26 protein-coding genes are annotated in these 25,646 nt (G+C 67.7%); 5 read left to right on the forward strand and 21 right to left on the reverse strand.

The window, feature by feature from the left end:
• Positions 1-59: 59 nt before the first annotated feature.
• The 3 genes from B141_RS46360 to B141_RS0129990 are packed head-to-tail and all read left to right on the forward strand — an operon-like array spanning position 60 to position 5,165.
• Positions 60-779 carry a hypothetical protein gene (locus B141_RS46360; RefSeq protein WP_020578889.1) on the forward strand — a complete coding sequence of 240 codons (720 nt, stop codon included), beginning with the start codon at positions 60-62 and terminating at the stop codon, positions 777-779.
• Entirely contained in the window at positions 776-3,076 is a 2,301-nt protein-coding gene (locus B141_RS0129985) for a hypothetical protein (RefSeq protein WP_020578890.1), read from the forward strand. Before B141_RS46360 ends, B141_RS0129985 begins: the two co-directional genes overlap by 4 nt.
• 34 nt (positions 3,077-3,110) lie before the next feature.
• Complete coding sequence (locus B141_RS0129990) at positions 3,111-5,165, forward strand: hypothetical protein (RefSeq protein ID WP_020578891.1); 2,055 nt, start codon at positions 3,111-3,113, stop codon at positions 5,163-5,165.
• Positions 5,166-5,276: 111 nt separating this feature from the next.
• On the opposite strand, the gene B141_RS53015 is transcribed toward B141_RS0129990, so the two are convergent.
• Positions 5,277-5,516: a GIY-YIG nuclease family protein gene (locus tag B141_RS53015; RefSeq protein ID WP_420313610.1), complete on the reverse strand. Its 240-nt coding sequence runs from the start codon at positions 5,514-5,516 to the stop codon at positions 5,277-5,279.
• A 407-nt stretch (positions 5,517-5,923) separates the two neighbouring features.
• Between B141_RS53015 and B141_RS43560 the strand changes: the two genes are divergently transcribed.
• Positions 5,924-6,187: a site-specific integrase gene (locus B141_RS43560; protein ID WP_020578892.1), complete on the forward strand. Its 264-nt coding sequence runs from the start codon at positions 5,924-5,926 to the stop codon at positions 6,185-6,187.
• 19 nt (positions 6,188-6,206) lie between these two features.
• On the opposite strand, the gene B141_RS43565 is transcribed toward B141_RS43560, so the two are convergent.
• On the reverse strand, positions 6,207-6,473 hold the full coding sequence (locus tag B141_RS43565; protein ID WP_157181404.1) for a hypothetical protein: 267 nt from the start codon (positions 6,471-6,473) through the stop codon (positions 6,207-6,209).
• Positions 6,474-6,747: 274 nt separating this feature from the next.
• Here B141_RS43565 and B141_RS0130005 point away from each other — a divergent pair, with 274 nt between their 5' ends.
• A complete protein-coding gene (locus B141_RS0130005) occupies positions 6,748-7,854 on the forward strand; it encodes a three-Cys-motif partner protein TcmP (RefSeq protein WP_157181405.1) in 1,107 nt (368 codons plus the stop codon).
• On the opposite strand, the gene B141_RS0130010 is transcribed toward B141_RS0130005, so the two are convergent.
• From B141_RS0130010 to B141_RS49850, 19 genes are all read right to left on the reverse strand, one after another.
• Positions 7,841-8,590 (reverse strand): DUF5131 family protein, encoded by a 750-nt coding sequence (locus B141_RS0130010; protein ID WP_020578895.1) that lies wholly within the window; start codon positions 8,588-8,590, stop codon positions 7,841-7,843. The genes B141_RS0130005 and B141_RS0130010 overlap by 14 nt on opposite strands.
• Before the next feature lie 142 nt (positions 8,591-8,732).
• The gene (mobF, locus tag B141_RS0130015; protein ID WP_020578896.1) at positions 8,733-13,031 is read right to left on the reverse strand and encodes a MobF family relaxase; all 4,299 of its coding nucleotides are present in this window, start codon (positions 13,029-13,031) and stop codon (positions 8,733-8,735) included.
• Between the two features lie 248 nt (positions 13,032-13,279).
• Positions 13,280-14,674, reverse strand: coding sequence for a hypothetical protein (locus tag B141_RS46365; RefSeq protein WP_020578897.1), 1,395 nt, complete (start codon positions 14,672-14,674; stop codon positions 13,280-13,282).
• Positions 14,675-14,769: 95 nt separating this feature from the next.
• Positions 14,770-15,396, reverse strand: coding sequence for a hypothetical protein (locus B141_RS0130025; RefSeq protein WP_157181406.1), 627 nt, complete (start codon positions 15,394-15,396; stop codon positions 14,770-14,772).
• Between the two features lie 151 nt (positions 15,397-15,547).
• Positions 15,548-16,153: a hypothetical protein gene (locus tag B141_RS0130030; RefSeq protein WP_157181407.1), complete on the reverse strand. Its 606-nt coding sequence runs from the start codon at positions 16,151-16,153 to the stop codon at positions 15,548-15,550.
• 96 nt (positions 16,154-16,249) lie between these two features.
• Positions 16,250-16,531, reverse strand: a complete 282-nt coding sequence (locus tag B141_RS0130035; RefSeq protein ID WP_157181408.1) for a hypothetical protein — start codon at positions 16,529-16,531, stop codon at positions 16,250-16,252.
• A 14-nt stretch (positions 16,532-16,545) separates the two neighbouring features.
• The gene (locus tag B141_RS0130040; protein WP_020578901.1) at positions 16,546-16,818 is read right to left on the reverse strand and encodes a hypothetical protein; all 273 of its coding nucleotides are present in this window, start codon (positions 16,816-16,818) and stop codon (positions 16,546-16,548) included.
• Between the two features lie 29 nt (positions 16,819-16,847).
• Complete coding sequence (locus tag B141_RS0130045; protein WP_169512986.1) at positions 16,848-17,258, reverse strand: hypothetical protein; 411 nt, start codon at positions 17,256-17,258, stop codon at positions 16,848-16,850.
• Complete coding sequence (locus B141_RS0130050; protein ID WP_020578903.1) at positions 17,255-17,878, reverse strand: hypothetical protein; 624 nt, start codon at positions 17,876-17,878, stop codon at positions 17,255-17,257. The genes B141_RS0130045 and B141_RS0130050 overlap by 4 nt, the downstream gene beginning before the upstream one ends.
• The gene (locus B141_RS0130055) at positions 17,875-19,590 is read right to left on the reverse strand and encodes a DNA cytosine methyltransferase (protein ID WP_020578904.1); all 1,716 of its coding nucleotides are present in this window, start codon (positions 19,588-19,590) and stop codon (positions 17,875-17,877) included. The genes B141_RS0130050 and B141_RS0130055 overlap by 4 nt, the downstream gene beginning before the upstream one ends.
• Positions 19,587-20,039, reverse strand: a complete 453-nt coding sequence (locus B141_RS46370; protein ID WP_020578905.1) for a WhiB family transcriptional regulator — start codon at positions 20,037-20,039, stop codon at positions 19,587-19,589. The genes B141_RS0130055 and B141_RS46370 overlap by 4 nt, the downstream gene beginning before the upstream one ends.
• The gene (locus B141_RS43580; protein WP_020578906.1) at positions 20,036-20,506 is read right to left on the reverse strand and encodes an ASCH domain-containing protein; all 471 of its coding nucleotides are present in this window, start codon (positions 20,504-20,506) and stop codon (positions 20,036-20,038) included. Before B141_RS43580 ends, B141_RS46370 begins: the two co-directional genes overlap by 4 nt.
• Positions 20,503-22,254 carry a type IV secretory system conjugative DNA transfer family protein gene (locus tag B141_RS0130070; protein ID WP_084678610.1) on the reverse strand — a complete coding sequence of 584 codons (1,752 nt, stop codon included), beginning with the start codon at positions 22,252-22,254 and terminating at the stop codon, positions 20,503-20,505. Before B141_RS0130070 ends, B141_RS43580 begins: the two co-directional genes overlap by 4 nt.
• Positions 22,251-22,838, reverse strand: coding sequence for a hypothetical protein (locus tag B141_RS43585; protein ID WP_020578908.1), 588 nt, complete (start codon positions 22,836-22,838; stop codon positions 22,251-22,253). Before B141_RS43585 ends, B141_RS0130070 begins: the two co-directional genes overlap by 4 nt.
• Positions 22,835-23,227 carry a helix-turn-helix domain-containing protein gene (locus B141_RS0130080; RefSeq protein WP_020578909.1) on the reverse strand — a complete coding sequence of 131 codons (393 nt, stop codon included), beginning with the start codon at positions 23,225-23,227 and terminating at the stop codon, positions 22,835-22,837. The genes B141_RS43585 and B141_RS0130080 overlap by 4 nt, the downstream gene beginning before the upstream one ends.
• Positions 23,228-23,321: 94 nt before the next feature.
• Positions 23,322-23,633, reverse strand: a complete 312-nt coding sequence (locus tag B141_RS0130085; protein ID WP_020578910.1) for a hypothetical protein — start codon at positions 23,631-23,633, stop codon at positions 23,322-23,324.
• A complete protein-coding gene (locus B141_RS0130090; protein ID WP_169512987.1) occupies positions 23,630-23,833 on the reverse strand; it encodes a hypothetical protein in 204 nt (67 codons plus the stop codon). The genes B141_RS0130085 and B141_RS0130090 overlap by 4 nt, the downstream gene beginning before the upstream one ends.
• A gap of 144 nt (positions 23,834-23,977) precedes the next feature.
• Positions 23,978-24,826 (reverse strand): hypothetical protein, encoded by an 849-nt coding sequence (locus tag B141_RS0130095; RefSeq protein WP_157181409.1) that lies wholly within the window; start codon positions 24,824-24,826, stop codon positions 23,978-23,980.
• Positions 24,823-25,629: a hypothetical protein gene (locus tag B141_RS49850; protein ID WP_157181410.1), complete on the reverse strand. Its 807-nt coding sequence runs from the start codon at positions 25,627-25,629 to the stop codon at positions 24,823-24,825. The genes B141_RS0130095 and B141_RS49850 overlap by 4 nt, the downstream gene beginning before the upstream one ends.
• Positions 25,630-25,646: the final 17 nt, after the last annotated feature.

The raw sequence follows: 25,646 nt of genomic DNA on the forward strand, positions 1-25,646 counted from the left end.
GGCCGCTGCCGTTGCTCCGTCACGGGTGTGTTCGTACCCGCGGGCGCCGAGGCGTCCGGGTGGGCGTGATGGGGTCACCGCGGGCATCGGGCGGTTCGACGAGCCAGACCGCTGCCCGGCTGCTCATCATTCTCGACAAACTCGGAGAGGCCTCAAGCGCCGCCGATCTCGCCGAGTTCCCGGACGCCGTGAAGGTTATCCGTGCGACGTCGCGGCTCGCCAAGCTCGACTTCTGGCTTCGGAACCCCGACTACCTGGCCGATGAGGTCCTGACCGACATCGTGGCCGGCGACATCGACCCGAAGGAGGGTCTGCCGCACGTCGAGCGGATGCTGGCCGGGTCCACGCCGCTGCTCCACCTGTACCCGATGCAGCGGTACAAGTACGGCGCGTGGGAACTGCCGGACAACGCGATCGCGGTGTTGAAGTCATACGGGTTCGTCGCGCAGCGGCGCGCCAAGGAGGTCGACACCGAGGCGGCGTCGCAGGCTCGGCGGGACTACTTCCTCCTCACCGACGGTGAGAGGGCCGTGGCGAACATGCGCGCGCAGGTAGAGCAGATTGAGTGGTACGACCAGCAGGCTGACTCCATCAAGCTCCTCAACCTCGGCCCGAGCGGCGCGGCCGCGAAGAGCCGGCAGTACTGCCAGCCGGAGTACAAGGCGACGCCGGTCGGCCGGATCATCGCTCCAATCTTGGAGCGGGTGCGCCTACGCTTCGCCGAGGTCGCCGCAGCCTGCGCGTACACCATCGCCGCGCCCGCCGGAGATACCCCATGATTAACACCGCCGTGTCCACCCGCGCCGCGGTCTTGTCTGAGCGCGCCTGGGCAGAAATCGTCGCCACTGCCATGGGGCTGGAAGAGCCCGCCGACATCGACCGGGTGCAGAATGTGCTCGCGGAGGCCGGCGTGACCGCCGGACGACCGCCGACTCAGGAGCATCACCTCAAGGTCAAGGGCATCTACTTCGCCGGCATCAAGGTTCTCCGGGGCTGCCCCTCCGAGGACGGCGGGGGCGAACCGGGCGCGGCCGACGATGCTGCCGACGCGCAGGTCACGACGGTCCCGTTCTCGTTCCTGCACACGTTCGGACCCGGATTCACCGCGTTCGCGACCGACGGCATCAATGACGCCGGCAAGTCCACCATTCTCGGTGTCCTGCTGTGGGCGATCCGCGGGTCTGCCCCGAACCCGACCCTTCAGGGCGACATCCGCGACAGCTGGCTGCGCGAAGCGGTCGTGACCCTCGACATCGATGGCACAACCATCCTCATCCACTGGCTCATCGACGACGGGCGTCCCGAAGGCGGCATCTACACCGTCGCAGGCGACGTCGACCTGGCCCAGCTGCGCGCCGCAGGCCTATGGACGGCGACGCAGGAATGGGAAGCTGCCAACCACCCGCCCGGGAACACCGACGACGCCGCGTCCATCAACGAGAGTGCGGTCATTTGGCCTGGCCAGGCGCTCGTCGACGACCTGCACGAGGCAGGTGGCGCGAGGATTCTTGCGAAGTTCGAGAACGACGGTGAGTTCGAGGAAGCCGTCGCCGGTGTGATGCTGCCTCGCATGGACCTCGAACCGGTCAAGGTGTGGCAGAAGCGTCCGGGTGCGGTCGATCAGCACGACGCGACCGTGGTCGAGCACGGCTGGAAGACCCTCGCACTTGCGCTGGCCATCACCGACCCGACCAGCGGTTCTGTTCTCGGGGAGCAGGTTTACGCGACCCAGCATCTGATGTCCGTGTTCCTCGGCTCGACATGGTCGGTTCCGACTGTCACAGCGCGGTGGCAGCAGCGTCGAGCGGAGCAGATCGTGTCCGGTGCGCGCCGTCGGGTGGCCGAGGACCAGAAGGCCCGCCGGGAGAACCTGGATAAGCTCAATGACGAACTCGCCGAGGCCAAGGTTGCGCTCGATGCCCTCGGCAAGGTGCCTGCCTTCCTTGACGTGCTCGCCGTCACCGAGACCGCGTCGAACGACGCGTTAGCTGCGTCGGCGGCACAGCGGGCCTGGCTCGACGCGGCAGTCGAGTACGGCGAAGTGGAACGTGCACTCGACCGTGCCAAGCAGGACCTGCACGCGCTCGTTGAAGCGGCCGCGACGAAGAAGTTCTGGCACTCGCTGCGCCCATCGTGCTGCCCCCGGTGCGACAAGGTCATCGACAATCAGCAATGGGCGCGCGAGCAGGAGGGCCACTGCTCCCTGTGCGACGGCGAGTTCATCGAAGTAGCCATCGCGCCCGACGTGGACGAGCCGCCGGCCGTCGAGGATTCCGAGGTCGACGCCACTGAGGACAACGAGGACAACGAGGACAACGAGGACGAAATCGTTGCCGTCCGCGTCCAGGTCGCCGAGCTGGAGAAGCAACTCGCGACGGCCAGCGCCCTGGACGAGTCGACTAAAGCGACGTACGACCAGCTTCGCGAAGCCGCAGCAGCATCCGCTGCCGTTCTTGCCCAGTACGACAAGGCGGCTGCGGCTGAACGCCGCCAGATGGAGGACCGGATCTCGGTCCTGATCGGTCGCATCGAGGAACGCGAAGCGATCGACGCCAGCGCCAGCGATCCGAATGTCGCGGAGCACGAGTTTGCCTGCAGCGTCTTCAAGGCCGCTGGCGAGTACGCCGTCAAACAGCGAGACCTCGAACAACACAGGACCCTTAAGATCGTCTCTGAAGTCATCACCGACCTCGGCGCCAAGTTCGGTGTCCGCAACCTCATCAGTGCCAAGCTCGGCGCCAACGGCCACCTGCCGGTGATGAAGGGCGTCAAGACCGACAAGTTCAGCGATCTCGCACCCGGAGAACGCTTGCGACTGCGCATCGCGCTCATTGTCGGGCTCCTGCGAGCCGGCGATCAGACCGGAACCGGCCGCCACCCCGGCCTCCTTGTCGTTGATGACCTCACCACTCAGGAGATCAACCATGAGAACGCCGCCGCCATGACCCGTGAACTCGTCGCCATCCCGGGCCTACAGATCATCACCGCGTCCACCTACGCTTCCACCCTCGCCGAAGCAGCCGGCGACGCCGGGGATGTCGTGACACCACCTGAAGGCAGCGACGTGATGTTCTGACGAGACCACGGCCCCACTCGAGGAGGCAGCGAACATGGACGACGCGCACGACCAGCCCGTTCCCTCCAGCCACGCTGAGACCCTCACCCTCATCCCCGGCTACGGCACAGCTGGCGAACTCCCTACCGTCGAGGGGGCGGGCGGGGAGACGACCGTGGTCACTAACCCACCCCACGAACTAGAGCCCGACGTCCTGTACGAACGCGTCCTCGCCCTCTGTGCATCCTGGGCCGACCTGACCGACCGTGCCGGCGTGACCAATTGGCTCGAATCCGCGGTTCCACTGCTCGGGATCGAGGGCCTCATCGACTTCAACAACGTCGTCTTGACCTCCCCGGCCGCGCTCGGCGACCTCGCAGACGTCCTCGCGAAGATCTGGGAGGTCATCAGCGCCGACGACGGGTCCCGGGGCAACGTCGCGCTGGAAGGCTGGACTCGACTCGCGCTGGCCGGCTGGACCGAGAGCCTTCCCATCCGCGCGGCCCTCGGCAAACGAGCTGCACGCGCCGCCCAGGCCCACGCTCAAGCCGACGGATTCCTCGTCCGCAGCCTCGGCGCCGTTCTGGATCAGTGGCCCGACGCCGAATCCCGCAACTCGCTCGAACGCCTCGCCGTGATCGAGGAAGTCGAATGCAACGTCGCGTTCGAGCTCGGAATGGCCCTGCTCCGGCAAGCCGTCTCGGTTGACGACCTCGCCGATGCGGCTGGGGTCTTCGCCGCCGCCTACGACATGTTCAACCGCGCGAACCTCGAAGGAGAACGCCCAGACGCCGTCGCCTTCGGAACCGCATCATCGGCCGTCGGCGCCTTTCTGATCGGACAGCCCGTCGCGGAGGAGACCATCAGCAAGGTCCAAGGTGCAATCACGGAGTGGTACAACGGCTATCTCGGACTTGTCCCCGAATGGCGGCAAGCACGCGCGCAGACCGCAGGGGCATGGGCCGCGCTCCTCACCGACCTCGGCAAGCTCAGCGACCTCGACCGCCCCTGGCTCGACGCAACCCGCCTCCTCGCCGATGTAGGCCACCTGTACAGCGCCCACAACTCCATGATCATGGTCGCCGACCCGCGCAAGCTCCCGTCCCTGTTCGGTGACATCCTCCCGCTCCCCGTCGCTCCTGACGCCGACCGAGTCGACCACCCTGTCGGCATCCCGGTTGCGGTCAGTCCGCGCCTCGACGCAGCGCTCGTCCGCACCGCTGACAGTCTGGAGTTGGTCGACCGGTGGCTCGACGCGATGACGCAGCGCCTGCCCGACGACGTTGAAGAAGCCGCCGTCGATGCCATCAATCGGGCTCGTGAACGCATCAGGAGCGCTCCGCCCACGGGAAAAGCCGGCGCCTCGCGTGAGAGCCTCATCCCCGAGGAGATCCGCGAGGCACTCTCCGAACGACTCGACGAAGCCGAACTCGCACTCGTCGAGCACACCCTCGGGCCGCTGCTGACGCCAGCCGACGCGACCATCGTCCGCGCCGGCATCACCGACGACCGCCCAGTGCCGCTCGCCGAAGAGCTCACCCTGGCCGGCATAACGGCCCAGCTTTCCGCATTGCTCCCGGACGAGTTCGACATCTGGGGGCCACGAGTCACCCAGGTCCTGCGAGCAGTCATCCGTGTCGTCACGATCGCCATCGATCGCGAACAGGGCGGCGCACGCAACCTCCCGTGGCATCGCGACCCTGACGAACGGAAGCCGCCGGAGGCCGAGCTCGCCGACTACCTCGCCCTCGGCATCCAGCTCGCCACCGGAAACCGCTGCCACGTCGAAGTACACAACACCGGCGGTGGCCGCGCCGATGTCCTCATCCCCATAGGCACCGAACAGTTCGTTATCGAGGTCAAGCGCATAACCGCCAAGCGAACCAACGACGCCCTCACCACCGAGTACGGGCCCCAAGCCACCGAGTACACCAAGACCGGCGCCCCGTTCGCCTTCCTCGCCGTGCTCGACCTAACCCGGCACGCCAGCCGCCTCGACCTGGCTGACTCGTTCTGGGTCGACGAGTGGCACGACGACTCCGGCCGTACGCGGGCCCTTACCGGCCTGCGCGTCCTCGGCAAGGTCGACCCGCCCTCAAGCAAGTCGTAGATCCAAGACCTCGAGAGATCGTGCTTCGCGTGCAGCCGCGCGGGCATGGCTGAAGTGCGAGTGGGAAGGAGTTCCCCGGTTCTGGTCGAGGTTGAGCGGGAGGTCACACCCCTAGATCAGTACAGCCTCGGCCCTCCATGGTTCGGGGCACTCTACCCAGCACACACGTGCGTGTGCACCCATCCAGGCCGACAGCTCGGCCTCGCCCCGTAGCCCGAAGGTCATGCGCTTGCCACTCCCCACGCGCCGCAGCTCAAGGCCGAGGAGACAGCCGAGTGTCAACCTTAGAGTGGATCCCTCGGCGTCGCCACTCCACCGCAGAACACAGTCTGGCTGGAGGTTCGAACTCAGCGATGTAGGCCGCGGACTCGCCGATCACATTGTTCGTCATCTTCGGAGGGACGGGCACTGGCGAGGATGACGTCACCGAACTCTCCGATCTCGTAGCCGTCGACCAACCGCCCATACCTACCCTGCCCGCCCGCGCCCTCATCATTAACTGGACACATATTCGACGTGCAGGCGTTCGGTGGCGCCAGCGGGCCGTCGATGAGGGCGGCGAAGGTGGTTCGCTGGCGGCGTGCTGTCGATCCTCGTGGCGGTGCCGGCGAAGGCGGTGTAGGTGGTCTCGGCGACCTCGACCCCAGAGGCTGTTGAGCATGGTGAGTGATTACGGTGCGCGTTGGGTATCGATGTTGAGTCGTCGGGTGGCTTCGCGGTGTGATCGCTCCAGCGGCAGACTTTCGCCGGCGAGTCGGGTGGCCATCAGGTGGATCATCGCCGTCGGCGCGGTGGTGACGATCCCGCCCGGTATGCACCCGTCGACTGATCCGGTGCGGGTCGTTCGGGCATGGCTGGACGCGCTCGCCGCGCAGGGCGTCATGGACGGGCCGCTACTGCGCAGGGTGAACCGGTCGGGGCGCCTGCAACCTGGTGGTATGTCCCCGGCCGCGGTCAACCAACGTATCCGCACCCTCGCCCGCGCTGCTGGGCTCCCCGACGCCGGTCATCACCGCCAGTAGAAGTCCCTGTGAAGGCAGGTCAGCCGTGCTGTCTGCTGAACTCGAGACCAGCACACATTGCTGCCTCGACCGTCGGCTGGCCAACACCGGTCGCCGCGGAGATCGCTTTCGCCAAATCGTCGACGCGTTCTATGACATAGCGCGGCGGCGTGATCCAGACGTCGGGACCGTCATCGTCGGAGTTGCCGTTGCGGGTCAGTTGCGCGTACCAGATGCCGTTGTCGCGCCCCCACGTGCTGAGGTTGTCCCATCCGTCGAGGAACAGCGGATAGATAGAGTCGCTCATCGGAATCTGTCCCCTTCCCAGTGGCCACCGGCCGTCAACCCGCATGCCAGGTCCTTCCAGCGTGCCAGCAATCGCCGACACGTTCCTGCCGTCCGTCGCGGCGTGGTTAGTGGCTTGCTTCAGCCTTTCCAGCTTGATCGCGCGGCGGTTTCGCTGAGCAACCCGCAAGCGTCCGGACTCACAGGCCGTGTGATCTGCGAGTTAGATCGTTGAACCGTGCGGTTACTGCTCGTACGCTTCGAGCTACATGGCGACCTGCGGGGAGGGGTCAACGGTGGCCAGCGATGCCGATCCGTCGAAGTGGAACTGCCCGGCCCACACCAAGGCTAAGCACGAAATGCTGCGCCGTTATCTCGATGGTTGGTATCCGATCCTGTCCAAGTGGAACGGTCGAATCCTGTTCCTGGACGGGTTTGCTGGGCGCGGCCGCTACAACGATGGCTCGGAGGGCTCGCCGTTGATCGCCCTGCGGCGGCTGGTAGAGCACAGGTTCTTCCCGCAGATGGCGCACCGGGAGTTTCTGTTCTACTTCGTCGAAGCGAATCGCGACAACGCAGCAGCGCTTCAGCATGAGATCAACCAGCTGAAGGTCGAGCTTGCTCCGTGGCCGGCCACGGTCAAGGCCCACGTGCTGAACGAGAAGTTCGATGTGACCGCTAACGCGATCATCTCGCGTCTCCGCGAGCAGAAGCAGACCCTGGCGCCGACGTTCGCGTTCGTGGATCCCTTCGGTTACAGCGGGATGCCTTTGGAGCTGCTCGCCGGCCTGCTCGACTATCCACGTTCCGAGGTGTTTGTCAACTTTATGGTCGGCCACGTCATGCGCTTCATCGAGCGTGACGGCCAGGAGGCCGCGATGCGCGGCCTGTTCGGCATGGATGTGCGGGACGTCCTCGACGGTTGGGACGGGCGGCGAGATCGGGTAGAGCATCTCCGCTCGGTGTATGGGCGGCAGCTTCAGACCCGGGCAGGGTTTGACCATGTGCAGTCTTTCGCGATGATCAACGCGACTGGAAACGTTGGGTACTACCTATTCCATGGCACCAGGCACCGCGTCGGTGTGCAGCGCATGAAGGCCGCGATGTGGGCGGTCGATCCTGGCGGCGGGTTCACCTTCTCGGACCGGCTCGCCGGCGAAGATGTGCTTTTCGCACTGGAACCTGATCTTTCGCCTCTGCGCCAGGAATTACTCAGGTATTACGCCGGCCAGAAGAGGATCGCGGTGGAGGATATCGAGTGGTACACACTGCTGCATACGCCATACCGTGAGACCCACGTACGTCCCGTTCTTCGGCAACTGGAGAGCGACGGTTGCATCGTGGTGAACCGACCACCAGGAAAGAGACAATTTGCTGACGGGGTGACTATCAGTTTTCCGTAGCGAAGACGGGCATTTCGTCCCAGGTACGGTCGTCTAGTTGGCGGCCTCCGGCCTTCGGTGTGCGGCCACCCCATTGTTTGAAGAAGAATGGGACCTTCTCGGTTGCGCATTGGTCACGAAGCTGCTGAACCCAGGCCGCCTGCATAGGCCGGGCACCTCGTCCACTTTCCCCGCCCGCGATAACCCAGTCGATACCTTTCAGCGATAGACCATCGAGCGGTCCCAGGAGTGGCTCACAGGATAGGAACCGTACGGCGGCCGGCACGATGCGGAGGTCATCGACGCGATGTAGCACCTCGGCATCCTCAACTGAGACGCCCATCCACACGTTTTCTGGCCAGCGGAGACCAGGCGCGAGCCTTCGAAGGCGACGAGCCCGCTTGGTTAGGACCTGATAGGTGTGCTGAGGCGTGGCCGCCATGACCTCAAACACCTGCGCCACGAACGACCGTGGCACTTGCGCGTGGAACAGATCGCTCATCGAGTTCACGAACACCAGCCGTGGCCGCCGCCATTTGTATGGCAGCCGCAGCGCGTCGGGATGGCAGGTAACACCGAAGCCGGGACCGCTCGTACGCGGGTCGCCATCGCGCTGATAGCGCGGCTGACCCATCGCCTTCAGCCGACGAGCCAACGTCATCGCGTAGCAGTTGTCGCAGCCGCGCGAGACGCGGTCGCACCCAGTCGTCGGGTTCCAGGTGGCCTGCGTCCACTCGATCGCCGTTCGGTCGCCCATCGATGGAGCTCCTTCCTTCTCGAAATCTACTCCAGTCATTCGAACTTGTGTTCATCCCGTGCCGTCAGCGAGCCAGAGACTTCCTCCTGTTCGGCTTGTCGCATGCCACCTGCACAGCTTTGGGCGTGGAGCGGCTGAGTCGTCAGTCGGCGACCGATTCGTGAACCCACTCGGTTTGCCGCTTCTGCTCCTCGTGGTGTTGGCCATCGGGGTCGAGCTCGTACCGCTCCACCTCGAGGCGGTCGGGGGTGTTGGCGTCGTGGAGCTTGTCGGCGGGTTGGTTGCGCGAGGCACGGGCGGCGATGCGTTCCAGCGCCGCGGCGGAGCGCTGGGTGCCCAGCTCGACTTCTAGCTGGTCGGGGTCGGCGGACATTACCTCGTGTGCCCCGCCGGCTACTGATTTAAGTGGTGGCGGTTCGAGCATGGCGAGGTCTCCAGCACGTGTTTCGACCCCTTCGGCGAGCGTCGCGTCTCGTTCGGGGTTGTGGAGGTCTGGTTCGGTGATGGGTCGGTAGGGGTCTTCGGCGTGGTCGGCGGCGCGTTGGGCGGCGAGCCATTCTTCGGCGGTGGTGCGGTCGGGCTCGCGGTCGAGGGGGATGCCGCGTGCTTCCAATTCTGCTTCGGCTCGCGCGGCGGCAGCACGCGTGGCTGCGGTCTCTGCTGCCCACGCCGCACGGGCGTCAGCGGCTTGTTCGGCGACACGGGCGATCGCGGCGCGCTGCTCGTGGTGCGCCTGCTGTTCGTTCTTCTCGTTGTCGGTGTTGGTGAGGATCGCTGCGATGCGGGCGTCTTCGGCCCCGATGGATGCGGCGCGGAGGGCGTCGTCTGCGTGGGGTGGTGCCCAGGCTTGTTCGCGTTTCCATGCTTCGACGCGTACTCGGAGCCGACCGTCGGTCATGGCGGCTTCTTCGCGGGCTTCTTCGGGTCGGCCGAGTGCTTCCCATGCCCGCCACCAGGATGGTCGCCGTTCGGTGGAGTGGATGCCGGGTGGGTCTCCGATGGGGCGGTGTTCGTCGGTCCAGCCGGTGGCTTCGCGGTGTCCGGCGATGATGCCGGCGCGGTCTGCCCATTCCAGCCGTTCCGCAGCACCTTCGGGGACTGGGCCAAGAGCACGCACCGCCCAGTCCGGTGGGTTCTCCGAGACCTGGGTCCCAAGCTCGCTGCGCCGCTGGTCCGCGCGGGCGTGGAGCCGCTGCAGGTAGGCAGAGATCTGTGGTGATAACTCGGATGGGACGGGCATCGCGTTGGGCGGCAGGAATTGTGGGCGTGCGGCGTTGATCCGGTTGGAGAGGACCTGGGCGACGGAGCGGGCATCGCCTAGGCCGCGCCGGTCGACCACGGCTTCGCGGAGCACTGCGGCGGGGTCCTCGCCTCCTTGTTCGACGGCACGTAGGAGTCGGGAGAGGTTTTCGGTCGCTTGGTCGGCGCAGAGCCGTGCTCGTGAGGTGTTGTCGAGTGCGCCGTCTTCGACGAGTTGGTCGAGGTGGTGTTCCAGCCGGTTGCGGCAGGCCAGGCGTACGGCGTCTTCGATGCGGCCGTGGATGGTGTCGAGCGAGGCGAGCCGGGCGTCGTCACGTTCGCGGGTAACGAGGGCCGCGTCGTTGTCTTCGCCGCCACGCGCGAGAGCATCCTCGAGCACCGCCCGCCCAGACGGACGCTCATGATCGGCGGAGGCTTCGACGACGGCGGCCTTGTCGTCCTGGCCCGCGAGTCGCCGTACGGCTTGTGGGGTTGACGGGTCGGCCGGTTCGCGGTCGAGGGCGACGAACACTTTGTTGATGGTCTTGCCGCGGGTCATCATCACGTACAGGGCAGCCGCATCCAGCTGCCCTGCGGTGACCCCGTAGCCGGCGTCGACGGTGAGGCCTTCGGCGGCGTGGACGGTGCCGGCGTAGCCGCTGGCGACATGTTCGCGAACGTAGGCGGCTGAGAGTCGAAGGATCTCCCCGGTGCGTCGGCCGGCGACGGTGAGGCTGCCGTCCTCGCCGATCTCGCGTACTTGGTAGAGCTGTCGGTTGGTGACGCCGAGCCGCCGGTCGTTTTGCCGGCACATGATGTCGTCTCCCACCCCTGCGGTTCCGCCGTGGGTGGCCAGGTCGACTCCGGCCTGGTCGACAACGCCGGCGGCGACGAGGATCTCCCGGACGGTGGCGGCAACCTCCGCCGACTCTTCGTTAGTGCCGGCGACCACGACGACCTCGCGGCCTTCGAGCCGGTCCGCGGCGGCGGCGCGGGCGGCTTGCTGGATGGCGTCGTCCACGGAGGCGGCGTCGATGATGCGGCCGTGCCGGTCGTATTCGGCGAGGGCGGCTGGGTCGGCGTCGCGCAGGGCGAGGGAGGCTTCGCGTTCCCATGCGGCGTGGAAGCGGCGTACGTCGGTGAGGGTGTAGGTCTCGGCGTGCCCGTTGACCAGCCCCATGGCCCCGCCTGCTTGGACGGCGGCGAGCTGTCGGGGGTCGCCTGTGAGTACGAGTCGGGCACCTGCTGCCTCGATGACTGTGCGGATCCGGGTGAGGTCGGCGGTGCCGACCATCGAGGCTTCGTCGACGAGAACGATGTCGCGTTCCCGGACCGCGTAGCGATGGTCGGTCGGGCGTGCCTTGCCGTTGGCCAGCCGCCGCTGGGCGTCGAGCCAGGCCGAGATGTTCGCGGTGATCTTCACCCCGTCGTGGACGAGGACGTCCGCGGCGATCTGCGACACGGCCAAACCTTGCACGCGCCCGCCCTCGGACAGGTCGTTCCACACCTCGGCGAGGGCACCGACGGCGAAGGATTTGCCGGTGCCGGCTGGGCCGACGAGGACGGCGAGGGCGGCGTCGGAGGAGGCCAGGCCACGTACCGCGGCCCGCTGGTCGGCCCCCACCGTCTGGTATTTCTCGTGCGTGTCCAGCCAGGCGTCGACCTGCGCGGCGTCGAGGCGGTGGCGGCCGCGGGTGATCGCGGCCTGCCGGATCGCCTCCTCGGCAGCGAGCGAGGCGGTGGCCGCGTATCGGCGGGCGGTTGGGCGGGTGTAGGTGTCGGGGTCGCCGAGTTCGGCTGGCATGGGGGGACCGTCGCGGCCGGACACCTGCGTTACCAGCCGGGGGTCGGTGAGTGCTTGGTCGGTGAGCCGTTCGAGGAGCTCGGTGAGATCGTCTGGGTCCATCCCGGTGCCCAACAGGGGAAGCCGTTGTTCGATCTCGCGCGTCAGGTCCGCGCGACGCCAGGTGGATCGCTGTTCGGCCATCGCCGCGACCGCGGTCGTGCACACCGCCGACGGTGACCACCGTGGCGCCTCCCGCGACTCGGAGGGCGGCTCGGCGGTGACGGCGGCTATCGCCTGGTCGGCGATCGGTTCGAGCCCGGTGGCGATCGCGGCCTTCAGTTCGGCCTGCCACCGGTCGTGCCGTTCCTCGGTCATCTCACCGTCATGGGTCTTGCCCGGCCGGGTATTCACGGTGATCTGTTTGTGGAGTCGCGCGATCTCGACGTCGGTCAGCTCCCGCCCGAGCCGCTCCTCCGCCGTCTTTACCGCCTTGTCCAGCTCGCCTTTGATCACCTTGGTACGCGCGGAGAACAGGTCGCACACCTGCTGGGAGACCCCGGCGATCTCCCAGGCGGGTTTCTCTCGGTCCCCGTGCCGTAGTTTCAGCCGGAGGCCGAGCGCGGCGAGTTCTTCGGCGAGTACCCGGTCCACGACCGCGGAGATGGCGTGCTGCTGGGCGAACAGGTCGACGGTATCCAGGGCCCGGATCTCACCGTCGGCACAGCTGGCCCGGTTCAAGATCACGTTGTGGGTGTGCAGCTGCGGCTGGATCGACCTCGAGGTGTGTTGGAAGAACGACGCGACGATCAGGTCCGGCGCCCCGACCCACCGGCCCGCCGTTCCGGTGCCGCCGTGCCGGCCCGTCCGGGCGACCGCCAGCTTCGCGGCGTATCGCAGTCCGGCGTCGTTGGCTTTGGCGATCGCCGCCTCGATCGCGAGTCGGGTCGACCTCGCGGAGTCGAGTCGGGTCGTCTCACCCGACCGCTCCGCCTGGAGTTCGGCCCGGTGCACCGCCGTGTGCACGACTGAGACCGACTTGGGGACGCTGAACGTCAGGTCGACCCCAAGAGTCGCCCTCCGCTGACTCGACTCGATCGACCGGCGCGTCTCAGCGATTTCTTCCGGTAGGGCGTCGGGGTGGTCGGCCTTCCAGGAGTCGAGTCGGGCCTCGACTGAGCCGTAGCGTCCAGGACGCTGCCCCAGCTGCGTCCCGTCCGGTGCTTCGAAACCGTCGAACAGCTTGTGCATGTCCGCACCCGCCACCTCGCCGGTCAAACCGACCTGCTCGGCCAGGCTCCCGGACCAGCGGCCCGGCGGCTCCCCCGCCGTCACCGCGTCCAGGTAGTAGGACTCCCGGCCGCCGCCGACGCTGGACACGTAGTACTCGACGTCGGTCACCTTGCTCGCCGTGATCACCGAAAAGCCTCCCCATCAACCAGCAGATCAAGATCAACTTGATTTCCGGAAATACGCGGCGCGACCCACCCGGAGGGCCTATTCGATCGAGATGCATTGGTCTGTGTTCTTCGGAATGGGTGCGGGTGCTTTTCTCGGCGGGCGGTAGTGAATTCGGTGTTATCGGTTCGTGATAGAGGCATGCTGGGGTTTCTTTCGAGTGTTCGGGAGGGGGCTGGCTGCTGTGCTGGGCGCTGGTGCAGCTCTGGTCAGGTGTGGTTGTTGAGGGCGGCGCGTGCTGCGTCGCGGGCGGCTCTGGCTTCTGCCATGCCGGTTCCGAGGAATGCTCGGATGGGGTCGGCGCCGGCGTTGGGGCGGAGTTCGCCGGCCTCCCAGGCGGCTAGGAGGCGCTTGACGTGTTCGGGGCGTGCGGTCGGGCGACGGCGCGGTTTGGTCTCGCTCTTGGTGGGTCGACTCGACTCGGGCGCCTCGGACTCGGCCCGCCCACTCGATTGCGAGTTCGGTGAGTCGACTCCCCCGACCACGACGTCGCGCGACTGCGCCGGCCGGTCTGCGTCGACCCGACCCGACTCCACCTCGCCCCTCGACGGCTCAGCCCGACCGGACTCTCCCTGGCCCGACTCGGTGCGGCCGCGCACGACCGGAGTCGGGTCGGCCTGGACCCGACTCGGGGGTTCCGCGGATTCGCTGTTCGCGGACCGGGCGGCGGGGTCGACCTGGTCAACCCCAAGCGGCGCAGCGTGCGGCGCGACCCTCAGCTGGCCGCTGACGACGGCCCACGCGGTCCTGCCGCGACCGGTCGGGGCTGTGTGCAGCTGGCGCAGGAGCCGGTCGGCGTTGTAGCCGGCCCAGGCGGCCGCCGGGTCGGTGATGTTGTGCTCGATGGACCAGCGCCGGGCGCCCCACGTACGAAGGGGGAAGGCTCGCCTGCGTTCGGCGCTGAACACCGCACCGGTGCGGTCGACCGCACCTTCGTCGAGGAGCTGGACGTGCTGGGCGCGGCGGGTGTGCAATCCCCACAGCCATGGCGACAGCAGCGACAGCAGCCCGAACGCCACAGCCGCGGCTGTGGGGGCAAGGGACGGTCCGGCAAAGTGGGCGTAGTTGATGCCTGCGACGATCCCGGCGAGCGCGTACGACGCGCGGCGCAGCCTGGCCGCAGTGGCGGTCGCCTTCGACAACAACGCGTCATGGGCGTGCCAGCCCACATAGATCGCGATCGACTCCACCGCGGCGGCGAACAGCACCGACAGGCCCAGCCGCGCGGGCATCAGCCAGGCCTGCGGGGCGATCGACTCGTACGCGTAGGCGATCTGCCCGTACACAGCGGCGGAGTTCACAATCAGCAGCGGCGCCAACAGACGCAACCGGCTACCAAACCTGCGCCAGGCCAGGTTGCGGCGCTCACGTTGCTCGGCCCGTTCCCGTCGGCGTTCGTGGGTGCGTTCCCGCTTAGCCTCCCGCGCCAGCCGGGCCGACTCCCGCGCCGCGGCCCGCTGCGCGGCGTCCTGTTCTCGACGCAGCTGCGCCAACGCGCGGGCCCGCTCGATCTCCGCGCGGGTCTCGGCCGCACGCGCCTGCGCCACCTGCGCGGCCGTAGCCGGGTCCATCGCAGCCTTACCGCGGGTCGACAACCTCAGCACAGCACGTCCCTTCCTCGAAACCGTTGGGGGTTGGAAGGCACGGGGGCGGCGGGTATCCCTCGCCAAAGGTTCAGCGCCGCCCCCGCACCGCTCAATCAGATGCCGCAGTCGGCCGCGTCGTCGTACGTGGACGTGCTCACCGCTTCGTCTGCGTCGCGAGCCTCGTGCTCTGCCTCAAGCCTCGCCGCGTAAGCGTCGTACTCGTCCCCGTCGAACTGGCTGGACGTCACATACTCAAGCCTGTCGCGGGGCCACATGTTGAACGGCTCCGCAAGCGTCTCCGGCGCGAACACGTCGTACGCCTGCTCGTTTCGCATGCCTTCCGCTGGTGTGCTCGTCTCTTCCTTCTCACACGTTTCCGCCACGTCGTCGCCGAGCTCCACCTCCAGCCACGCCGCGCGCGCCCGCTCAAAGGCATCGATCTGATCCGCCAGCTCCCCCAGCTGCGGTGTCCAGCGGGCCGCATCCGCCCAACTGTCGAGGCCGCCATCTACACCAGGCACCCCAGCAGCGACCGCATCGACGTCCAAGCCGATGTGCGCGCCCGGCCCCCAGCTCTCCTGGGCCCGCTCGGCCTTCGCGAACCGTTCGATTACCTCCAGGTGGGCCGCGGTACCGGGGGCGGCCTTGACGATGTTGGAGTCTTCATCGACGGCCCACCCGTGGATGGCGAGGTCGATGATGTCGGCTGCCGGATCGCCCCAGCGCGCGCGCTCGAACATGTCCTCGGGATCCTGCTCGAACTCGCTCATGGCACTCCTTCTCCTTTGATCGAAATGAGGGTTGGGATTGGAAGAAGCGGGGCGGCGGGTATCCCTCGCCAAAGGTTCAGCGCCGCCCCGCCCCACTCGCTCGGTGACCGGTGGTGGCTCGCTAGAGCCCGGCCGCATCGTCGTCGAGGTTCTCGACCTTTTCGGCGATCAGCCGCGTGAACTGCGACTCCTCGACGGTGTAGTGGAAGACGTCCTGGCCCTCGGTCCAGGCATCGTCGTCCTCCTCACCGTCCTCGTCCGCGTCGCTTGAATCGGCTGCCGTCAAGCCGGCGGCGGGCGCCTGCTGGCCCGCATCAGCGTCCTCGTGACGGGCGACCGCTGAGCTGGTACGCGCTTCGCTGTCAACGTCGGCTTGTCGGGAGGCTTGCTGATGTTCGTCGGCGACTTCGCGCTCAACGACCCGGCGTGCACCGTCGATCTCGGCGTTCACCAGCGTCGCTTCGGCGCCGCGGGCCTGGTCGAGCAGCTGCGCGACCGTGTCCGCGCGAGAGGCCGCAATCCGGTAAGGCTTGTCCGCCGCCAGCGCTTTGAGCAACGCATCCTCCCCCTCACCGACGTTCGAGGCGATCCGATGCCTGATGGATCGGCTCAACGACTCAGCGGACTGGCGGGCGAACTCCAGTCCTTCCACGGCCAGTCTCAGGTCTCGCCGCAACTCCGCCCGCATAAGATCCTCACCTTGCAACGGGCTTTCGGCTCTGCTCATGTCACTCCATTCCTTGGTCAGATGCGGGTGGTTGGAAAGAGAGCGGGGCGGCGGGTATCCCTCGCCGAAGGTTCAGAGCCGCCCCGCACCGCACGGTCAGGCGCCGTAGTCGTCGGCGGCGTCGTGCCGCTGCTCGTGGATCTCGGCGATGGCCCGGCCGAATGCTTCAGCGCTGTCCGGGACCTCGAGCGATCTGAGACGGGGATTGGTCACTTCCCGGTAGGCAGCTGACGTGTCGCGCCAGGCGACTTTCGTTCGCTCGGCCAACGTCTGGTAATCAGGGCAGGGGCTCAGGAGCCGGCATTCGGGGCAGCCGGCGTAGTGGCGGTGCGCGGCCTCCTCCAACACCTCGTGACGAGATTCGCTCGTCGCACTCATCGGCTTCGTCTCCTTCACAGCTCGTAGGTGTCGCCGCGGTCGACCGACCGCTCCTCGGGCGGTATGCGGTGCACGTCGGCGCCGGAGCCTGCGACATCGCGGTGCAGGTCGGCTTCTGCGTTGGATGCCTTGTGCCGTTCAGCGTTGAGCGCTGCGCACCCGCACGGGCAGGTGGCACGGTGCATGCCGTCGTGGCCGACCGGCAGGCCGCAGGTGGAGCCAAGCCACTGGTCTCCGCACGCCGGTGAAACGTGTGCTACGAGGTCCGGGCTGGCGCTGTTGCTCATCGGTTTCCTCCCGTTTGTTGATTGCCGGGTCAGGCGCCGAGGGCGTCTCCGTCGCAGTGGCCGTCGCGGGTGGCGCGGTAGTGGCCGCGGCGGTCGACGTCGTAGTCCTCGACATCAGGTGGCGGAGGGTGGACGAACGGGCCGGTACGCGCCATGTAGGCGGCGGCCCGCCGCGCCTCGAGCACCGCTGCCGGGTAGGTGTTGACCCGCATCTGGGCCCACCTCCGGTCCGGGTCGAGCTCGTCGATGCTGGGCTCATCGGCCTGGTCGAGAGCTTCAGCGGCCAAGGAACCGGCGATCGGGGGCGGGATGTCTGGCCGCAGCTCCGCGATCAGCGCCGCGACCGCGGCCACCGTCTTCTTGTCCCGGTCGCTCTTGGTCGGAGCCTCCTTGTCTGGAGCCTTCTTGTCCTGGTCGTCATCGCGTTGGCGGGGCATCATGCGACACCTGCCAGGCCGGGCGGTTCGCCTTCCTTGCTGACCGTCCACCAGTACGCGAGTTCGTCGATCGCGGTGGTGTCGACTCGGGTTCGTCCGAGGTGGCTACGCGGGGAGCAGTCCTGGAGCAGCTTGACCATGCGGCTTTCCGCCGCGGGCAGCCATCTGGTCAGCAGGTCCGACACCGCTGTTGGGGCGGTGCCGGTGTAGGCGGCGCCGTAGTGGGCGTGCAGGGCGAGCATCTCCACCACCACCGCGGGGTGCCACGGCCAGCAGTCCGGCAGCGGGTCAGTCGCCAGCCACCGGTAGACCCGGCCATGCCAGTCCCCCACCTCGGCCAACCACCCCCGGGCCACCTCGGGGTCGGTGACGGCGAACCAGTCCTGCTGCCCCTCCTCCGACTCCCCGCCCTGCCCTGCGGGTCCGCCGGCGGCACCGTCGGCCATGTCGCGCAGGGTGGCGTTGAGCATGCCCAGGCCACGGCCCAACGCCTCGACGTCCTTCTCAACTTTCTCGTGGACGAGGCGGTGCATCCCGGACAACCGGCTGTCGAGGTCGTCCACCCGCCCAACCAGGTGATCAACCACGCCGGCCAGATCGGCAGGCTCGTACCTTCTGCTCATCTCGCTGCCGCCCCTCCGCCGAGGGCGGCGGCGAGTGCGGTGCCGAGCCATTGGGCGACATTGGTTGCGACGGCGTTGCCTGCCTGCATGGTCTGCTCGCCCTTGTTGCCGTGGACGATGTAGGTGTCGGGGAACGTCTGGGCCCGCAGGTGTTCGCGGGGTTGGAGCATCCGGAAGTGGCAGTCGTCGATGTTCACCGCGGGGTCGAGGACGCCGTGCTGTTCCACCGTCGCGACCGTCGACAGCGGCGCCTCAACAGCCCGGTACGGCTTGGCTGCACGCCGGTACGGGATGACAAGAGCGTGATGATCCCGCGCGGTGACAGTGCCCATCGGCCGCCCGGCCGGCACGATCGTGTCCTTCGGGGCGCAGTTTCCGCCGTAGTTCTTCACCAGGAACGGCGGGTAGACCAGCGAGTGGTGCCTCCCGGTCGTCACCGTGCCCATCGGCTGGTCGGTGGCGACGATGGCACGCTCGGGTGGGAGGAACCCACTGTGGTTCTTCACCAGGAAGGGGTTCACGAGCGCGTGGTGGTTGCCCTCGGCGGCGATCGTTGTCAGCGGCTCGTCAACGCCACGGGCATTGCAGTTGTTGCGCAGCTCCACGACGTACGGCGGGCAGAAGAGCGCCTCCATGCCTTTGGGGTTCGCTGTGCGGGTGCGGAACGGCTCGTCGACCGTGCGGGCGTCCTCGTTCCACGTGCCGCCGGAGGGGACAACCATCGGCGGGATCGCGAGGGCGTCTCCGATCTTGCCTGTTCTGGTTGCCAGCGGCGCCGACTCGGCGGGGTAGGCCCGGAAGTCGTCATGGTTCACAGCGACGACGGACGCGCGAGCGAACATGTCGAGCCCGACCTGGATGCGGCGCATGGTCGCCGCCGCTAGCGGTCGTTTCCGGTCGCCGATGCGGGTGCCGAGGTCGCTCCAATCGATCGCGGTCGCGGCTGGGAGCACGTACGGCTCGACGGTCTGTCGCCGGTGGCTCGGGCAGCGGTAGTCGTACTGGGCGCGGTACTTCCCGATCCGCCGGCCGGGCTTTTTCCAGGACTGGAACGCTTCCACGTCCTCGTCGCAGCTGGAGCACCACGCCACCGGCCGCGGGTCCACGTCCGGCAGCGGGATGCCTTTGCGGGTGAAGACCAGGTAGAGCCGGTCACGCCACTGCGGGGCGTACGGGATGGTTCCCCCGCCGATGTGCGCGGCGGAGACGGAAACGAACTGGACCTCGTACCCGAGCAGGAGCATGCCGTTGACCCACCAGTCGAACAGCTCCCACTCCGAGGCGACCTCGACGACGTTCTCCACCAGGATCGCCTTGTACCGGTGGACTTCGGTGGCGCGGATGACGTCGTGGAACGTTGCGCGGGTGCGCTCGTAGCCGGCCTGGGAGATCGGCCCGAACTCGAGCAGGTCGATTTGCCCGGGCGCCGGCTTGGTCCGCTTGTGCGCTTGGCCTTTCCTGCGTCGCCCTCCAGCTGGTGACACCTCGGTGCAGATCGGCGACGCCCACAAGACGTCGGTGGTCGGTAGCCGTCGCATGTCGTAGTTGTTCACATCGGCGCACAGGTGCTCGGCGTCGGTGAAGTTCGCGCTGTGGGTTTCGATCGCGCGGGCCCAGTGGTTCGCGGCCAGCTTCAGTTCGAAACCAGCGGAGGCGAGCCCGATGGAGGAGCCGCCAGCGCCGCAGAAGATGTCGGTGAACGTGAGACTCATGCCGCACACCACCCGTCGTCTTGGCGGGTGTGGCCTGCCGAGTCAACCTCGTACTCATCAACGTCGTGCGGGTTGACGTCGTGCTGGTGTTGGCGGTGGCGTTGCCGTTCGGCTCGTTTCTGCACGGCTTCGGGGGTGGTGGACATGAAGACGTCGAATCCCAGGTGCACGGGCGCGGTGAGGCGGATGCCGAGGTCTCGCCTTGTTTTCTTGAGCTGGTTGCCGGAGAGGCCGCCCCACATTCCGTGTTGTTCGTGGTGGAGGGCGTAGTGGCGGCAGTCCTCCATTACGGGGCAGGCCGGCATCCGGTCATCGCCGAGGCAGAGCCGTTTGGCGTCTTCGATGTCGTTGTCGTCGGGGAAGAACAGGTCGGGTGCGATCTGGCAGGACTGTTCTCCGGTGAGAACGTCCTTCAGTTGCGGGGGTTCGCTTGTGTAGTCGCGGCTCACTGGGTCTCACCTGCTTTCGCCTGATCGAGGCCCGCCGTGATGGCGGCGGCGAGGTCGGGTGTGGGGGTCCACAGACCGAGCCGTCCTTTGCACGGGATCGGCTGGACGGGTTGGGGGTTTGCGGTGACGAGGTGGATGACGCCGGGCGCGGTGTGGGCCCAGGGCCGGCAGCAGCCCCTGCTGGGGTGGGCGTCGGTCAGGTCGATGACGCCGATCACGGCGCCGAAGGTGAGGACGTCGCGCAGCTTCACGCCTTGCCCGGCGTAGCGTCGGTGGAGCGCGTCACGCACCTCGGGTTCGCAGAGGTTGGCGAGAAGCTCGCGGTAGACGCCCGCGCGGGTGGGGAACGCGGCCGCGTGGATCGCGAGGGGCCCGCGGTAGCCGGTTGACCAGGTGCGGTTCTCCACGTTCTTGCCGCCGTGGATCAGCGCCCACGCCCATGGCTGTCGTACGGTCAGGGCTCTCACGGGGCTTCACCGGCTTTCGCCTGTTCGGGCAGGGCGATCCGTGAGGTGGTGGAGGGGGCTGGGGTGTCGGTCAGCGGCATTCGGGCGGGTGGCTTGCCGCGTTCCCAGATGCGGGGCGCCCACCCCACGATGGGGAGCAGGCCACGGCGCAGCAGGAGGACCTGACCTTTGCCGAGGGCACGCAGCTGCGCTTCGTCGAGGACTGCGGCCCATCGGTGGCTGTTGGGGTCATCATCGTCGACGCCTGCCACTCGGTGTCGGCTGTCACCGGTGAGGGTGGAGATGTCGCGCAGGTCGTCCGCGCCGTTCCCGCCCCCGTAGACGAGCAGGTTGTTGGTGTTGCCGAGGATGGTGCCGGCCCCATCGCTGCCCCACCGCTGCCGCAGCTGCGCCAGCGACTGCACGGAGGTGTGGATGGTCACGCCCCGCCCGCCCATGTCGGCGGTCCACTTGTCCAGCGGCACCGGACACACCAGGGCGGCCTCGTCCAACACCATCGTCAGCGGCGGGTCGAGCCGCCCCTCGAGCATCGCCCCTGCCGCCCGCCTGGCTTGGTGCGCGATCTCATCAACGAGGCAGGCGTTGAGCGGCCCGAGGCCTTCTTGGGATTCGTGGCCGAACAGGTGCAGCGTCTCCCGCTCGACGATCAGCCGGCCGATGTCGAGGGTGGTCGTTTCGGTGGGGGCGTCGCCCAGTTCCCGGGCCTGGTCGTGGGACATCCAGTCCAGGCCGCGGCGCATCGTGTGCGTGATCGACGTACGGGTCCGGTCGTTCAGCCCCCAGAAGTGGCGGGCCTGCGCCGCCCGGATCGGCCCACCGTCGGCGACGGTGAGGACGGCCTCGATCACCTGGTCCCGGGCCCGGCAGCGGCCGTTACGGTCCGGCTCGTCCCCGACCCAGCGGAGCACGTCGATCATCCGGAGCCCTGACAGGGCGGCGGCGTGGAGCAGCAGCGCCAGCACGGGGCGGGCCGCCTCGTCCCAACGGGCCGCCTCCCCCTCCCCTGCGGAGGGGATCAGCGCGGCGGCCCGGCGGGTGGCGGTGGCGTAGTCGGCGCAGCCGGTCAGCACCGACCAGCGGACCGTGCTCGGCACGTCGACGTACCCGGACGGGTTGAACAGGTGCACCGCCCGCCCGTCACCGCTGCGGACCTGATGAACCCACTCGGCCAGGTCGGACCTGGTGGAGGTGGTCACCAAAGCGCCGGGCGCGTCGTTACCGAAGCACGCCAACAGGCCCGTCTTCCCGGTGCGTGGGCCGCCCACCACGGTGGTGGTGTCCTCTGGGGTGGACCACACCTGCTCGCCGGGCAACCAGCCCAGCCCGGTCTCGAGCAGCTGCACCCCCAGTTCACGCATCGGCGTACGCCGCAGCCGCCACCACGAAACGTCTCGCAGTGACGGGCGTACCACCCGCGCTTGGCGTCGCAGCGCCGCCGGTGAGGCGTGCTGCTGGATGTCCAGCCGCGACGCGGTGCCGCCCGAGCGTTGGTGGTACTCGTTCATCCGCGCCAACAGCGCCTTGGCGCTGCCCGGCCGCATCACATGCCGGCCCCACCACCAACAGCAGCTGCCGACACCGCCAGCGGCGCCACCGGCCGCCGCATACAGGGCCGGGTCATGCATCCCGGCCGCGTTCATGCCGGCGCCCAGGCCGACCGCGGCGGCCGACACCGCGCCCAGCGGCCATGGGAAGCGGTGCACAGCCCGTGCGGCGTCGAACGCCGCGTCCCGCACAGAGCGGCTCATCGGGGCACCTCCCGCCAACCGGCCAGGAGCCGATTCAGGTCGGGGGCGACGGCGGAGTTGATCTGGTGGCAGATCTCGCGCACCGCGGCCTTGGCCATGCCGACGTTGACGCCCGGCCGCTGCGGGGCTGGAAGACCCTCGGCCGGCAGTTCCGCCACGAACCGGGCGGTGAACAACAGCGTGGAACGGTTCTCTTCTGGCTCGACATACGGGCTCGGGTCGTCACTCCACGGCCGCTGCCGGGCCCAGTCCGCCCAGCCGAACCGGCGCAGGCCGCGCACCTGGGGCGGGTGAGGCAGCCGCACCTCGAGCTCAGCGACGAGACGGTCACGGTCCTCCCTTGGGTGGCACGTCACCCAGGGGATGTCCGGACGGACGCGGATGTAGCCGGGGCTCATCACCGGCCCGGATGCGATCCGCCACGCCGTCCACGCGAAGTCGACCGGATCCAGCGGGTCGCTCGCGGTGTTGAACAGGTGGGCCCGGTCGCGCAGGTAAGCGCCGTAGCGGCTGATCCCATCCGATGCGTAGTCCCGGTCATAGAACTCGTCGACGAACACGACCTTTTTTGCGGGCGGTTTCATGCGGCACCACCGCCCCGACGCGACCCACCGTCGGTCGCCTGCTGCCAGGCCGGCATGAATTCCATGACGTCCACGCACGCGCCCGCGCCGGTCGCGGCGTCCAGCAGCTGCTCGACAGCTTTGGCCGGAACGACGTAGCGGCCCTGATCACCGCCGATCCGCATCCGCACCGCGGGGAACGCGTCCGCCCGTACCAGCCGGTACAGGTGCTCCTGCGAAATGCTCAGCAGTGCCGCTGCCTCCGGGACCGAGTACGTCGGGACCCCGGCCTCCCGCTTGCGCAGCGCGTTCCGCAACGCCACGTCACGAATCTGGGCCCGCCACGTCGCGCGGCCACCAACGTCGGTGTTGTCGCGCTCGAGGTCCTGGCCCTCGCTACTCTTGGGCATGCCACTCCACTCCTTCGATGGGGTTAGGGGTTGGAAGGAGCGGGGGCGGCGGGTATCCCTCGCCAAAGGTTCAGCGCCGCCCCCGCACCGCTCTTCAGGTGCCGTGGCCGTCAGCGTTTTCGTCGCTGTCGTCGGCCGTCATGGGTTGGAGTTCGCTCCGGTCGCGGAAACACGCCGGGTACCAGACCTCGCCGTCCTCGATCTCGGCGAGCTCGTCGACATCGATGCGCACATGCCACTCGTTCGGGCCGCACTGCCCGAGGATCGAGCCCGGTAGCCAGGGCCACCTATCCCGTTCCGATACGGCCTGGCCGAGCGGGTAGCGCACCAGCACTAGCGAGTCATCCGGGAAGGTGCCGTCGTTGTCGTCATAGCCCTTCCGGTCCGAGTCCCTCGCGCTGCTCATGCGGCCAACCTCCAGCCGGTCCGCTGGTGCTGGTTGCGTACGTGGGAGTCGGCGTCGTCGTAGGCGGTACGCCACGAGTCGGCTTCGGAGATCAGCAGGCGAAGTGGCAGCGGACACAAGCCGCAGCGCCACCCCCACCGCCCGACTGGCTGCCGATACACCGTGACCGGCCGGTCAACACGTAGACGGTCACTCATCATTCGTCCCCTTCTTCGAGAGGTCCGGATTGAAGGTTTGTTCGGGTTGGAAAGCACGGGGACGGCGGGTATCCCTCGCCAAAGGTCCAGCGCCGCCCCCGCGCCGCTCATGAGACAGGCGACCTGTCCGGCCGCGCGGCCGTGGGTTTACAGGGGTTCGGGGAAGTTGGTCGACGACCATCCGCCACGAGGCGCCTGCAGCCTCGTCAGGCTCCGGCCCGTGCGGAACGCGTTCCAGGCCAGAAAGATGTACCGCAGCGTGTCATCGGCGTTCGTGCGGCCACGGGCCGTGCCCATGTCGTTCAGCCGCTTGTACAACACCCGCGCCGGGTCCGCCGCCCTCAGGCCGATCCCTTCGATCAACTGGGTGACGAAGAACTGATTCGCCTGCTCCCCGTTGACCTGCGAGCACAGGTGATACGCCACACCCACCATCGACGGACTACACGGCAGAAACCTCTTCGCCTTGTTCGCGACCTCCGCCGCCGACCGCACCGTCGGATGCGCCTCCAGGTACTCGCGCATCTCCGCGTGCGTAGGGTTCTTCGCGCCACCATCGAACGACCGGAACCCCGCCTGGTAGGCCACCAGACGGCGAAGGATCGCCGCGACCATCGACCCGTTCGCCTCACCGGCCAGGATGAGCTGATCCGACATCAGCCGTGCCGCGCCGATGTCCATCGTGTCCTGCGAGTCAGCCGCCAGGTTGTAAACCACCAGCACCTGAACAGTCACACCCGACCGAACCACGGCGTGGCAGCGGTGCTGGCCATCCAGCATGCTCCCGTTCACGGCGAACCTGATCGGGTCACCGTTGAACTGCCACTTACCCGCCGCCATATCCCGGGCGTACTGATCCACCTTGCTCAACCGCAGATTCCGGTTGTGACGGTTCCGCTCCAGCCACTTGGTCGCCAGCGCCGGGTCGAGCATCACCAACTCATGCGCAGGCTGTTGCGAACCCCTCGACGAGCGTGCAAACATGCTCGCAGTCATTCGGTCTCCTCCAAGAGATCAGCCAGTCGCTGCAACGACTGGATCGCATCGTTGAGGTCACGCGCCCACCGCGTGGCCTCTTCGCTTCTCGACTTCAAGTGCTCCCGCCGGATCTGCCCAGCCGCGGCGGCAGCGTCGGCCGACTTGTTGATGACCTTCGCCATCACCGCAACCACATTCGTCCGCGACCCACGCGGCCGCTGCTCCGGCTGACGCCTCGGCTCGGGCTCATCCACCGGGGCCGAGTCGACTACTTCCTCATCCGCTTCCGGTTCTTGCTTCGGGTGAACGACGTATTCCTTGCCGTCTCGGCCGGTCACCGCGCGAGGCTTCTCGCCTGTCTCACCTGAGACAGGCGAGACAGGTGCTGGGTCGTCGTCAGCAGGGCGTCCGCCTCCAGCCCTTGAGTCAGGTGGTGCAGTTGCACCACCTGAGAGATCACGTCGTACGGTCGCGCTATCGACACCGGCTATAGGCGCGATCGCGCGCGACGACATCCCCATATCGCCCAACCGAACAACCAACTCCTGGCGATCTTGCTTCGGTAAACGGAGCGGCATCTGCCCGAACTCCCGCTCGGCGTACTCAGTCCACGACCGATATCCAAGGGCGAGATGAGCACTGCAGTCGCGAGCCTCTTCCACGAGACGAACCAGCTCATCAACCTGCTCTTGCACCGCTTCGAGCAGCACACGGATCCGCTCCGTTAGCCGCCGAGCCGACGCCTCATCTAGGCGCATCACCTCGCCCGGTCCATCCTTGGGCTCCGATTCCTCGTCCTCCCCGCGCTGGACCAGATGCATCTCGTCACCTCCTTTGG

It is taken from the genome of Actinopolymorpha alba DSM 45243 (genome assembly GCF_000373925.1).
Taxonomy (GTDB): domain Bacteria; phylum Actinomycetota; class Actinomycetes; order Propionibacteriales; family Actinopolymorphaceae; genus Actinopolymorpha; species Actinopolymorpha alba.